We start from the raw sequence: 13,330 nt of genomic DNA, 5'->3' as shown, positions 1-13,330 counted from the left end.
GTTTTGAAGCCTTAAATATTTTCGAGAAAACTAACAAGATTTTCTTTTTTATCGATATTTAGTTTTTTCCTTAATCGATGCCTGCCTATTTCTACAGAATTTAAAGAAATGTTGTTGATATTTGCTATTTCTTTTGAGCTGAGTTTGAGCTTAACTTGAACGGCAAGTTGTATGTCCTTATCAGTTAGGTGAGGGTATTTTTCCTTAATTCTAAATAAAAAGTCACTTTGTAGCGTTTCTACGTTTGTATGAAACCTTTGTATATCTTCGTTAATATCAAACTTAAATGTATATTCTTTGATGAGTGAATTAATATCCTTTTTTAATTGATCTATATCAGTAGATTTTAAGATTTTAAAAGAATTTGTAAGGTCTTTATAAATAGATGTTCTTTGAGAGATAAACAAAGCCAAATTTGTCAGCTCTTTCATACGGAAATCCAATTTGTGCTCAAGATTTTCTTGCAAAAGAGATTGTGTTTTTAATTTTTCCAATGATAGCTTATGACTTTGTTGATAAATTGCTTTTTTCTTTTTTATATTATTCCACAATGAAGCTATGATCAGTATAGCTATAATTGCCAATAAAAAGGATCCGATTAGGACAGAATTTCTTCTCTGTGTTTCCAAATTCCTTTGTTGCTCCAATAATTTAATTTGGGATGCTCTGCGTTCGTCCTCGTAACGAATCCTCATATCCGTAAGTTTTTCACTTTTATTGCTCGAAAAAATTTCTGAATTCCCTTCTGCATAATTCTTATAGTAATTTAATGCCTCTTTATAATCTTGTTTTGCCAAAAAATAATCGGACATAATTCTATCATTTTCAACTACCCATTCTTTATTGTCCATCAATCCCTGCATTATTAATCTCGATTCCTTTAAGAACGAGTAACACTTGTCTAAATTTCCTAGTTTTAAATTTACTATTGAAAGTTCGTTTAGAATATGAACCATATTTTGTTCGTCCTTAATTTGTTTTGTAATTTCTAAGGAAGATTCTAAATATGTTTTGGCAGAATCGGGTTCATTTATTTTGCGATAACAAACTCCCATATTTTTCATGGTCTCTGCAATTCTATCCTTATTGTTAAATGGTTTTTTAAATTCCAAAGATTTTTTGAAATATGATAATGCCAAATTGCAATTCCCCTTATGTTCATGAATTAATCCCAAACTGTTATAACTATATGCGATTCGCTGTCTGTCACCTATTTTTTCATGTATTTTTAAAGTTTCCGTATGATATTCAAGAGCCTTGTCAAAATAGCCAATGTCGAAATACAACCATCCAAGTGTACGAAGCGTAAAGGCTAAATCATAATTGTTCTTAAGGTCTTTTCTGATTTCCAATGATTGCAGACCATATTGTAAAGCCTTATCGTAAAAATCATTAAACAAATAGCCTTGACAAAGATTAATAAGTGCTAATCCTTCTTGACCCATATCATTCGTCTCCCTAGATAACAGTAAAGCTTCATTTGCATATTCTATCGTTTTATTGGGGTTTATAGACCAATAAATTTCGGCAACTCTGTTTAGCAATGGCAATTTATCCTTACCGCTTGAGTAGGGTAATATAGTTAGCAGACTATCTAGCTCTTTTTGAGAGTCGCTCGGATTTTCATCCCATATGTTGGTTTGGGAATGCACAGTAGTACCTATAAGTAGTAAAATGATTAAAATAGGTTTTATCAATTTTTCCATGTGCTAGGATTTATAAGCAAAAAGACCGAGTTTATTGCTAAAGGTGGGTGCAAGAATTATGCTATTTACAAATATCTAAATTATATCTGAATGTCCATTTTATTAAAGTCCAAATAATGGGACCAGTAAAGGTCAAGTAAAGGTAGTTTTTGGGATATTAATAAAAAATAATTGAAAATTTGTTCCATTCTGATATTAGGTTATCAAAGAAGGTTTAAAAAGGTTAAAATCCAATAAAGAAAATATGCATTTATATAAAATAGTTAAGAATATTGTGGTATTGTTATTGGGTTTTGGCTGTTATAGTTCAATAGGGCAAATAAGCACTGATGGCAAAAGCAATTATCTAAACTTTAGTGAAGATATTTTGGATTTCCATATTACACCAAAGGATTCTGTAGATAGGTCTGGTTTAATGTTTTCAGACCAGGGTGCCTGGTTCGCATATGGTCTATCTGATTCGACAGAACCTTTTGGAGATTTTTCCGGGCCTTTCCTGATGACACAGCAAAATGGCGTTTGGTCAAGTAAATCTGTTGCTTCAATTAGAATTGCTATTGGCAGTCATCCCATTAATTTTAAAAAGGAAAACACAATCGAGCAGAAAAGTTATTCAAGCCATTTGGAACAAACTTTTAGTGCAGATGGGGTTGAATTAAAAGAAACACTTCTGTTTTTAAACGGTCATACAGCTTTAATTAAATATGAGTTTACAAATACGAACCAACGCATCATTCAATTAACATATCATTGGAAAAATGAACCTTTATTGACTAATAGTTTAAAGTTGTCTTCCCAAAGAAATGTTCTCAAAATAAGTTCAAACATAAGTACTGCTTTGGGGGTCATTACTTTTCCAAAATCTACAATTATCAATAATTTGGAAAAAGGTTTTTCTACAGAATTTCAAGAATTGGAACTCAAACCCAACCAAACCAAAGAAGTTGTAATCGCACAAACATTTATTTTTCCAGAATACTCTTGGGAGGAAGAAAAGAAGATAATAAATATTTCAGATTTTGATTCAATTTTAAATACTCGGAAGCAAGAAAAAAACGATGAACTAAAAACACTAATTGAAAACAGTAAGCCACAGTTTAAGGATAATAAATATGCAAGAGTATTGGCCAAGGCCCAACTTACGCTTCAAAACAATTGGCGGATAGCCGCTGGGGAACTAAACCATCAGGGATTGTTTCCGAGCTATCATTATGAATGGTTCCATGGATTTTGGTCATGGGATTCCTGGAAGCACGGTGCGGGCCTTTCCCGATTCGCCCCTGAACTTGCCAAGGATCAAATAAGAGCAATGTTCGATTATCAGGAGGACGACGGATTTATTTTGGATTGCATCTATAGGGATACAACCATTGAAAATCACAATTATAGGGATACCAAGCCACCTTTGGCCGCATGGGCTGTAGTTCAAATTCTGCAGAAGGACAGAGATATTAATTTTGCTAAAGAAATGTACCCCCAGCTGATAACGTACCATAGGTGGTGGTATGCCAAGCGGGACCACGATAAGGATGGTTTATGTGAATATGGATCTACGGACGGTACCGTGTTGGCTGCCAAATGGGAAAGTGGAATGGACAATGCCATACGATTTGATTCCTCTAAAATTTTAAAAAATTCGGAAGGGGCATATTCCCTGAATCAAGAAAGTGTAGACTTGAATGCCTATTTATATGCTGAAAAATTGTATTTGGCCCATTTGGCCGAGAGATTAGGTAAAAAAGCGGAGTCAGATGAACTTAAATCCAATGCTAAGAAGTTGAAACGGTTGATTCAGGACCAATTTTATGACAAGGAGGAAGGATGGTTTTACGATACCAATTTAGAGGGTACCCAATTTATAAAGGGTGCTGGAAGTGAAGGTTGGACTGCCTTATGGGCGAAGGCTGCTTCCCCTGAACAAGCGGAAGCTGTAAAAACCAAGATGATGGATGAACAAAAGTTTTTCTCCAAAGTCCCTTTCCAGACCATGTCCAAAGACCACCCTAAATTTGATCCCCTAAATGGGTATTGGCGGGGACCAAACTGGCTAGATCAAGCTTATTTCGGAATAAAGGGACTACGGAATTACGGATATGATTTGGAAGCGGACAAGGCCACTATCCAAATAATGGATGGTGCCGAAGGCCTTTTGGAAAAAGGAAAATCCATTAGGGAAAATTATCATCCGATCACAGGGGAAGGTAGGGAGGCTCATAACTTTAGTTGGAGTGCGGCACATATTATATTGATGTTGACCGAGGACTAAAAAAAATATCAATGGAATATAGCAAGATTATAATAACTGCAGATCAGGCCACAAATATTGCCCTTGAAAATTTTGACATTCAAGGTTCGGCCAAACCACTTCCCGGGGAAATCGATTTTAATTTTAAGATCGATGCAGTTGATGGGCAGGAGTATATCTTGAAAGTCTCCCGACCTGACGAGAACGAGGATTATTTAGACTTTCAACAGAAATTGCTGCTCTACGCCAGCGAACACGCCAAGGATCTAACGTCTCCCCAGGTCGTTCCGGATAGGCAGGGGAATCTGATTTCTGAGATCAGGGACGATTATGGGCAGATCAGGAAGGTACGCCTTCTGTCCTGGATATCAGGCAGGGTCTGGAGCGGGGTGAACCCGCAATTGGATGGGCTGCGCCATAGTCTGGGGGAACAATGTGGGAGACTGACACGGGCCCTGCAAGGTTTTGACCATCCCGAGGCCCACAGGGAATTTGTCTGGGATGTGGCACAGGGCGGTTGGACCACAGAATATCTTGACCTTTTTAAGAATGGGGACAAAGAAGTCATCTCCTATTTTCAGAATCAATTTAAAGAGGCGCAGCCCGGTTATTCCAAGTTACGCAAGGCAGTGGTACACAATGACGCCAACGACAACAATGTTATAGTTTCCGGGGACCTGATCGATCCCCATGTGATCTCCGCCATAGATTTCGGGGATTCGGTGTATACGCAGATCATCAACGATCTGGCCGTTGCCTGTGCATATGCCATCATGGGGCACAATGATCCGTTGGAGGCCGCCTTGCCCATTGTACGGGGCTATCACCATGCCTTTCCTTTGGAAGAAACTGAACTGGAACATTTGTACATGGCCATCGCCATGCGCTTGGTGATATCCGTAACCAAATCGGCCATCAATAAAAAAGAGGAACCGGACAATAGCTATCTGTTGATCAGCGAAGAACCGGCCTGGGAACTGCTCCGGAAATGGAGGGACATCAATGCGGATTTTGCCCATTTTAGTTTTAGGGGGGCATGTGGATATACCGCCCATCCCAAGGAAGAAAAATTCTCGACCTGGGCCAAAAAGCAATCCCTTTCCATTGATAAACTATTTCCCACTGTCGGTTCCAACACAGTATACCCCTTGGATCTTAGTGTGTCCAGTAAATGGTTGGGGCATGAAAAGGACTTTAACGATCTGGACTATTTTCAGTATAGAATTAATAAACTGCAGGGAGAACATCCTTCCAAAATATTGGCCGGAGGCTATCTTGAGCCCCGCCCTCTCTACACCACTACGTCCTATGATAAGATAGGGAACAAAGGGAGGGAGAGTAGGAGCATTCATTTGGGGGTCGATTTTTGGTTGCCGGCAGCAACACCGGTACACGCCCTTTTTAACGGGGAAGTGGTCACCGCTGTAAATGATGCGGGGGACAAGGAATACGGCGGACTGGTAATTTTAAGGCACCGGGAGGAAGGCTTGGAGTTTTATAGCCTTTACGGACATTTGTCGGTGGACAGTGCCATCCGCCATAAGGTTGGCAATCATTTAAGGGCAGGTGATGAAATTGGTATCTTGGGCAGTTGCACAGAGAACGGCAATTGGTCCCCACATCTGCATTTTCAGATCATGCTTTCCATGCTCGATTTTAAAATTGATTTCCCCGGAGTGGGGTATTACAGTCAGACCCACTTATGGAAAAGCCTTTGTCCGGACCCCAACCTTTTGTTTAAAACCAAGGGATTGGAGGGGAAGCAGGCTACCTCCAATGCAGACATCATCGACTATAGAAAACAACATTTGGGCAAAAGTTTAAGCCTGCAGTACAAGGTGCCCATTAAAATGGTTCGGGGTGCAGGGCAGTACCTAATGGACCAATACGGAAGAAAATACTTGGATACCGTAAACAATGTGGCCCATGTGGGGCATGAACATCCAGCCGTGGTAAGGGCAGGACAGGAACAAATGGCACTGATCAATACCAATAGTCGGTATTTGCATGAAAATATCAATGAATTGGCCAAGGAGCTGTTGGAGACCCTGCCCCCGGAATTAAGTGTGCTCCATTTTGTGAATTCAGGTAGTGAGGCCAATGAGTTGGCGATCCGGATGGTAAAGGCCGCTACCGGGCAGCGCGACATAATCGCCTCCGAGGTGGGCTACCATGGCAATACCAATATGTGCATCGATATCAGCTCCTATAAGTTTGACGGAAAGGGAGGCCAGGGCGCTCCGGAACACACCCATATTTTTCCCCTTCCCGATGCCTTTAGGGGCAAGTACAGGGGAAAGGATACAGGAGAGCAATATGCCATTGAGGTCACAAAGCAAATAGATAATATACAGGCCAAAGGAAGGGGAGTAGGGGCCTTTATCATAGAGCCGATCATTAGTTGTGGGGGACAGATAGAATTACCGAAGGGATTCTTGGCAAAGGCCTATCAATACGTTGGGGAAGCGGGCGGACTCTGTATTTCAGATGAGGTGCAAGTGGGTTGTGGCCGTATGGGAACTACATTTTGGGGCTTCCAATTGTACGGGGTGGTCCCCGATATCGTGACCATAGGGAAACCACTGGGCAACGGACATCCCCTGGCTGCCGTGGCCTGTACCCAAGAAGTAGCGGAAAGATTTGCCAATGGAATGGAGTATTTCAACACCTTTGGGGGCAATCCGGTTTCCTGTGCCATAGGTGCCGAGGTTCTGAGGGTGGTGAAACGGGAGAAGCTCCAGTCACATGCCTTGGCGGTTGGAAACTATCTAAAAAAGGAACTAATAGATCTGGCGAAGAAGTTTCCCATTATTGGTGATGTTAGGGGCCAGGGACTTTTCTTGGGAATCGAGTTGGTGGATGAAAAAATGGAGCCTTTGGCTGCCCAGACCGATTATTTGGCCAACCGTATGAAAGATATCGGTATCCTTATGAGCACGGATGGCCCGGACCATAACGTATTAAAAATCAAACCTCCCATGGTATTTACCCAAGAGAATGCCGAGGAACTTATTTTTTATCTCAAGGGAATTCTTACCGAAGATTTTATGATAAACTATTAATTTTTTGATACAATTATATTGATGAGATTACAACTTTTAATATTTCCTTTTGTTCTTACTTTTTTGAGCTGCAAACAAAAAAGATTGACCTCCGTTCCAGAACAAGTAAACCATTACAATCATCAGATTTTTGAGGAAAACAAATTACCCCCGAGAGCTACTTTTTTTGGTCTTGAAACTAAGGTGAAACCGGATAAGGAAAACTCGAGGCGCTTTTTGAATTTAAATGGAGACTGGAAATTCAATTTTGTAAAAGACCCCAAACAGAGACCCACAACTTTTCAAAATATAAATATTGATGATAGTGATTGGGACACAATCCAAGTTCCTGCCAATTGGGAAGTAGAAGGCTATGACCATCCCATATATTTGGACGAACGTTATCCGTTTGACACCAAATGGCCCAATGTACCCACAGATTACAACCCTGTTGGTACATATCGCAAAGAAATTTGGCTTACAGATGAATTTCTGGAGGAAGACATTATTCTACATTTTGCAGCTGCAAAATCTGCCATGTACGTATATGTAAATGGCCAATATGTGGGCTATTCTCAAGGTAGCAAGACACCAGCAGAGTTCAACATTACAAAAAACCTAACTGTAGGGAAAAACCTGATTGCCCTTCAGCTATTTAGGTGGAGCGATGCCAGTTATTTGGAAAGTCAGGATATGTTACGTCTTAGCGGTATTGAAAGGGATGTTTATCTGTATAGCAGGCCAAAAGTTCATATAATGGATTATTATGCCTATACCAATTTAGATGACACTTATAAGCATGGGATATTTAAGGATACCGTGTTTCTTCAAAACAATTCTGGAGGATTGGTAAATAGGACATTACACTTGGAGGTTTTGGATGGTAAGTCGATTGTCTACAAAACTGAAGAATCAATCCAAATTCCGGCCTCATCCAAAATCAATTATCATTCCGAAACAGTTATTGAAAATGTGAAAAAATGGTCAGCAGAACTTCCTAATTTGTACCAACTTATAATTTCATTGGAAGACCCTAAGAATCCAAAAAACAATCAGTACATAAAGCGAAATATTGGTTTTAAAAGGGTGGAAATCAAGAACAGTCAAGTTCTTTTGAACGGAAAGGCCATTTATATTAAAGGTGTGGACAGGCATGAAACCGACCCCCTGACAGGACATGTGGTATCAAAGGCATCTATGGAAAAGGATATTATGCTCATGAAGCAAAATAATATTAATGCCGTACGCAGTTCGCATTACCCAAACGATCCCTATTGGTTAGATCTTTGTGACACTTACGGAATATATGTGGTTGACGAAGCCAACATTGAAAGCCATCCACTAGCCATAAGCGAGAAAACCCAGATAGGAAATGAAATGAGTTGGTTACCTGCACATATGATGCGTACCCAAAGGATGTATTATCGCGATAGGAACCACCCCTCCATATATTCTTGGTCCTTGGGTAACGAAGCTGGGGAAGGTGAAATTTTTAGATCTACTTACAAATGGTTGAAAAGTCACGACGACAACCGGATCGTACAATATGAGCCAGCTGGAAAGGAGGATTATACAGACCTGTACTGCCCAATGTATCCTACACCCGAATATCTTATCGAACATGGAAATTCGGATTCGGACAAGCCATCAATAATGATAGAATATGCGCACGCCATGGGCAATTCTGTGGGAAATTTACAGGATTATTGGGATATTATTGAAAAATACCCCAACCTACAAGGAGGGTTCATTTGGGATTGGGTAGATCAGAGTCTGGAACTTAAAGATAAGGACGGCAAGCCCTATTTTGCATATGGTCATGATTATCACCCCGATTTACCAACGGATGGAAATTTTTTAAACAATGGACTGGTGGATCCTTTCCGCAATCCACATCCACATCTTTCTGAAGTGAAAAAGGTATATGAACCGGTTCAGTTTAGATATTTGGGAAATGGAACTATTGGGATTGAGAATAAAAACTTCTTTGCAGATTTTTCAGATAAGGAACTAAATATTATGGTATTAAAAGATGGGGTAGAGGTATTCCAAAGTTTAGAAAAAATGTTGGAAGTAGGCCCCCAGGAATCTAGTAAAATTCAAATTAAAAATTTTCCTGATTTCAATGACTTAAATAGGGAATACATACTCGAAGTAAGCCTTGTTCAAAAAAATAATTCGGCCTTAATACCACAAGGATATGAGTTGGCCTGGGGTCAATTTGTGCTTCATAAAGGAGCATATGTTTCAAGGCCAATTACAAAGGGCCCTATTTTAAACATGAAATCTACTGGGCAAATCATCGAAATAGCAAACGATATTATTAATCTTATGATTAACGGGAACAGTGGAGAAATTACTTCATGGACATTTATGGGAAAGAAAATTACGGACCAACCTATTCGTCCTAATTTCTGGAGACCACCAACAGATAATGATTTGGGGAACAGAATGGATAAATGGGCAGAAATATGGCAGGATGCCAGTTATAACTATTCTGCCGAATTGGTAGGTCAACCGTCACAATCACATAAAGGGGTTGGATATAAGGTTGCATACTCTCTTCCAAACAAAGTAGCCGAAGTAGTAGTTTATTATGAAATTTCCAATGAAGGAGTTTTGACTATTGATTATCACTTTGAGCCCAATCAAAAAGATCTTCCCAATATTCCAAGGTTAGGAATGTATCTTACCCTACCTAAGGATTTTAGTGATGTTTCTTGGTACGGCAAGGGTCCTACTGAAAGTTATTGGGATAGGAAGACCGGAGTTAAAATAGGGATTTATAAAGGAAAGGTGATAGATCAGTTTCATAGATATATGAGACCGCAAGAAACTGGAAATAAAACGGATGTTCGTTGGATGAACGTTTCTTCAAATGATTTGACGCTAAATGTAAAAAGCAATGTGCTTTTGAATTCCAGTGTTTGGCCCTTTACGATGAAAGAAATTGACTTTAATAAGGATCAGGCTGGGATTTCGGCCTCTGGCCTTGTTCCAGTAACAAAAAGACATGGGGCAGATATTAGAATCGGAGAGACGGTACAGTGGAATGTGGATTTATTGCAAATGGGAGTCGGAGGTGATAATTCATGGGGAAGGAACGTGCATGTCGAATATACTATTCAACCAAAGTCATTTAGCTATTCATATTCGATAGAGCCATTTTTGAGATAGCATAATATTATCCACAACAGTACCTAATGTTTATCATTGTATAATTGAATGTTAATCTATGAAAGAGCAAGCTGACGAATTAAAAAGAAATATAGGAACTTGGGGTCTAAGTGCCAATTTGATCAATATAATGATTGGAGCTGGCATATTCGTTTTGCCTGCCGTTGTGGCTGCTGGCCTTGGTTCAGCAAGTGTGTTGGCTTATCTTTTTTGTGGATTGTTGATTTCTTTAGTCATGCTGTGTTTTGCCGAAATTGGCAGTAAAATAACTGATACAGGTGGGGCATATGCCTATATTGAAGGTGTATTCGGCAAGTATTTCGGTTTTATTGCGGCTGTTCTTTTTCTATTGGCAACTATTTCCGCAGATGCAGCAGTTGCCAATACCATTGTTGATATTATGGGTTCTATCAATCCTTTTTTTAAGGGAACAATTATCAGAACAATCTTCTTTCTTTGTCTTTTTTCAGGCTTAGGATACATTAATGTAATTGGGGTCAAGGAAGGAATAAGATTGGTGAAGTTGATTACTATTTTTAAAATTGCCCCCTTAATGGTGTTGATTTTTTTAGCATGGACGAAAGTAGACATTGTAAATCTCGTATGGGATTTTACCCCAACCGTTATGGATGTTGGAGAAGTATCCTTGATACTATTCTTTGCCTTTCAAGGTGCGGAATCAGGTCTTTCGGTAAGTGGCGAGGTAAGGAATCCTAATAAAACTATACCAAGGGCCATACTGATAAGTATTACGGTGGTGTTGCTAATTTATGTAATGATCCAAACTGCTGCCCAGGGAGTATTGGGGGAAACATTGGCCAGTTTCAAAGAAAATCCATTGGGCGAGGTGGCAAGCAAGATTTTTGGACCAATAGGGTTTACTTTGATAACCATTGGAGCTGTAGTATCCATGTTCGGAAATTTGAGTAGTGAAATATTGAGTATGCCAAGGATGCTATATCGGGCCGCAAAGGATGAAGTAATTCCAATTGAAATTGCATCTCGAGTTCATAAGAAGTTCTCTACGCCATATGTGTCAATTATAATTTATGTTGGACTTTGCTTTTTATTTGCTTCATTAGGTGGATTTAAGCAATTGGCAATTCTATCTAGCGCCTCTATTTTACTTATTTATTTGGGAGTGGCAATCGCTGTGATAAAATTGAGAAAAAAGGAAAATAGGGAAGATTCCGTATTGTCTAAAGGTTCATTTAGAATTCCTGGAGGATATCTTGTCCCAATTATGGCAGTTCTCGTAATTTTATTCTTTTTATCCAATCTGTCATTTAATGAATTGATTGCCATTGGTACTTTTATTGGAGTATTATCCATAATCTATTATTTAATTAATGTAGTAAGGCATAATAGATAAGGGAATTAAAAGAGGTTATTTGAATAACTATTTAGGAAACCACCATCTCATTCGCCTCATCCAAAACATGGTTGGTAAAACTCTTTAGATAGATCTGTGTTGTTTTTAAGGAGTTATGGCCCAATCCTTCGCTGATAACCTCTGTTGAAATCCCCATAAACTTGGCTATCGTAGCCCAGGAATGACGGATGGTATAAGTGGTAAAATGTTCTTCGATACCTGCATCCTTGGCAATAGTCTTAAGACGGCTGTTCATCCTTCTTCTTTGGGTTTTATATTTCTCATAATGCTTTGTACTGCCATTATATTTTGCGGGAAATTAATAAGGAAATATCACCGCAGGTAATCCTATGGGGCAGTGAAAAAGCCAAACTTGTTTGAGCTTTGTAGTAATTAAATAAACTCGCAGTGGTGCATATTGGTTCTTCAGCAACGCACCCTTAAACCGCGAAAAGAAGAGGGCTGATAATTTTTTAGCTCAAAATAAAGATTAATATAACCTAAAAAGTTATAATTTGGTATCATCTATTCTTTGTAAAAGCATTTCTGCCTGTTGTTTCAAGGTATTCAGGAACCTACGTTTTCTTTGCTTGTCCAGACCTTCGACTCCGCCTGTCTATCGACATGGCAGGCCAACCTAACGGTAGGCAGGCTCAGGGTGCGGCCAGCGTATCGAAATTGGAATGTTAATTTACGTCACGGTATGAAGGAACAAAACACTTACTCCAGGATAGTTTATTCTATCTTTATGCAATTCACATAACTTTTGGGATTTATCCATTGTATATTGCATTCTATGAGACTATTTCTATTGCTTGTTTTTTTTGTTTTAGGTGTTGGTTGTACGGACAAATACGATAAATACAAAAAAACACCAGAATATATTACAGAGCCATCTGCTTCAAATGCAGCTTATTTTGAAGCTTATGACGAAACCTTAAAATTATGGAATGTCTCTTATGAGGAATTATATATTCCTACAACCAACGGAATTGCCCATGTTATTGTAAGTGGCCCTAAAAATGCAGAACCAGTGGTATTGCTTCACGGAATGAATGCAAGTTCTACCATGTGGTATCCCAATATTGAATCGCTTACCAAAAACCATCGGGTGTTTGCGGTCGACTTTATATTGGAAGCAGGAAAATCCTTTTTGTACAATGATATTGATAGTGTGGAAAAAGTTACCGATTGGTATAAAGAAGTTCTATTTGCCTTGGAGTTGGATAGCTTTCATGTTATTGGAGCTTCCCGGGGTGGGTGGTTGGCGGTTAAGCTAGCATTAAACGATCAGACAAAGATAAAAAGCTTAATATTATTAAGTCCGGCCCAAACTTTTACATGGATCAAACCAAGTACGGATTTATTAAAAAATATTGTTAGGATACTTTCTTCAAAGGAAAAACAAATTGCACAAAGCTTGGAAAGCATGTCCAGCAATGTTGCCAATATTAGCGTTGCCTACGTAAATCAATATAAATTGGGTGCGGAATTGGAGTCTGAAAACAAATTTGTAAGCAGTATGCAACCTTTTTCCAATGATGAACTTAAATCTTTACAAATGCCTGTTTTGGTTTTAATTGGTGATGACGATATGATCAATGAAAAACGAACGGTTGAAATTGCCAATAGGCTACCAAAAGGGAAAGGTGAAACAATACAAAATGCAGGACATTTTTTATCTATTGATCAAGCGGAAACAGTGAATGAAAAAATGCTTGACTTTTTAAAATAAGAACCCAGTCCTTTCGGTGAGTGATATGCTTTTTCAACTAGGGAAAGTTGGTCT

Annotated in this window: 6 protein-coding genes and 1 pseudogene; 5 read left to right on the top strand and 2 right to left on the bottom strand. The window is 39.0% G+C overall.

The features are described from left to right. Positions 1–11 precede the first annotated feature (11 nt). The gene (locus CWD91_RS05595; protein WP_103440001.1) at positions 12–1,706 is read right to left on the bottom strand and encodes a tetratricopeptide repeat protein; all 1,695 of its coding nucleotides are present in this window, start codon (positions 1,704–1,706) and stop codon (positions 12–14) included. Between the two features lie 244 nt (positions 1,707–1,950). Between CWD91_RS05595 and CWD91_RS05590 the strand changes: the two genes are divergently transcribed. From CWD91_RS05590 to CWD91_RS05575, 4 genes are read left to right on the top strand one after another with little or no spacing between them, the layout of a single operon-like run. Beyond that, the gene (locus CWD91_RS05590; protein WP_103440000.1) at positions 1,951–3,972 is read left to right on the top strand and encodes an MGH1-like glycoside hydrolase domain-containing protein; all 2,022 of its coding nucleotides are present in this window, start codon (positions 1,951–1,953) and stop codon (positions 3,970–3,972) included. 11 nt (positions 3,973–3,983) lie between these two features. Then, positions 3,984–7,013, top strand: coding sequence for an aminotransferase class III-fold pyridoxal phosphate-dependent enzyme (locus tag CWD91_RS05585; RefSeq protein ID WP_103439999.1), 3,030 nt, complete (start codon positions 3,984–3,986; stop codon positions 7,011–7,013). A gap of 21 nt (positions 7,014–7,034) precedes the next feature. After that, entirely contained in the window at positions 7,035–10,169 is a 3,135-nt protein-coding gene (locus tag CWD91_RS05580; RefSeq protein WP_239985667.1) for a glycoside hydrolase family 2 TIM barrel-domain containing protein, read from the top strand. 58 nt (positions 10,170–10,227) lie between these two features. Next, a complete protein-coding gene (locus CWD91_RS05575; RefSeq protein WP_103439997.1) occupies positions 10,228–11,541 on the top strand; it encodes an APC family permease in 1,314 nt (437 codons plus the stop codon). Between the two features lie 31 nt (positions 11,542–11,572). Here the strand turns inward: CWD91_RS05575 and CWD91_RS05570 are convergent. Then, positions 11,573–11,812 (bottom strand): annotated as a pseudogene (locus CWD91_RS05570) (tyrosine-type recombinase/integrase); the annotation flags it as partial. A gap of 525 nt (positions 11,813–12,337) precedes the next feature. Between CWD91_RS05570 and CWD91_RS05565 the strand changes: the two are divergent. Beyond that, positions 12,338–13,276, top strand: coding sequence for an alpha/beta fold hydrolase (locus tag CWD91_RS05565; RefSeq protein WP_103439995.1), 939 nt, complete (start codon positions 12,338–12,340; stop codon positions 13,274–13,276). Positions 13,277–13,330: the final 54 nt, after the last annotated feature.

It is taken from the genome of Arenibacter hampyeongensis (assembly GCF_002909255.1).
Taxonomy (GTDB): Bacteria; Bacteroidota; Bacteroidia; order Flavobacteriales; family Flavobacteriaceae; genus Arenibacter; species Arenibacter hampyeongensis.
The sequence above is the reverse complement of the archived record's forward strand: the minus strand, read 5'-3'. Positions and strand labels throughout refer to the sequence as shown.

Bases quoted from the DNA above. Each gene is read 5' to 3' on its own strand.
- CWD91_RS05595 (WP_103440001.1), bottom strand. From the start codon at position 1,706: ATGGAAAAATTGATAAAACCTATTTTAATCATTTTACTACTTATAGGT.
- CWD91_RS05585 (WP_103439999.1), top strand. From the start codon at position 3,984: ATGGAATATAGCAAGATTATAATAACTGCAGATCAGGCCACAAATATT.
- CWD91_RS05590 (WP_103440000.1), top strand. From the start codon at position 1,951: ATGCATTTATATAAAATAGTTAAGAATATTGTGGTATTGTTATTGGGT.
- CWD91_RS05580 (WP_239985667.1), top strand. From the start codon at position 7,035: ATGAGATTACAACTTTTAATATTTCCTTTTGTTCTTACTTTTTTGAGC.
- CWD91_RS05575 (WP_103439997.1), top strand. From the start codon at position 10,228: ATGAAAGAGCAAGCTGACGAATTAAAAAGAAATATAGGAACTTGGGGT.
- CWD91_RS05565 (WP_103439995.1), top strand. From the start codon at position 12,338: ATGAGACTATTTCTATTGCTTGTTTTTTTTGTTTTAGGTGTTGGTTGT.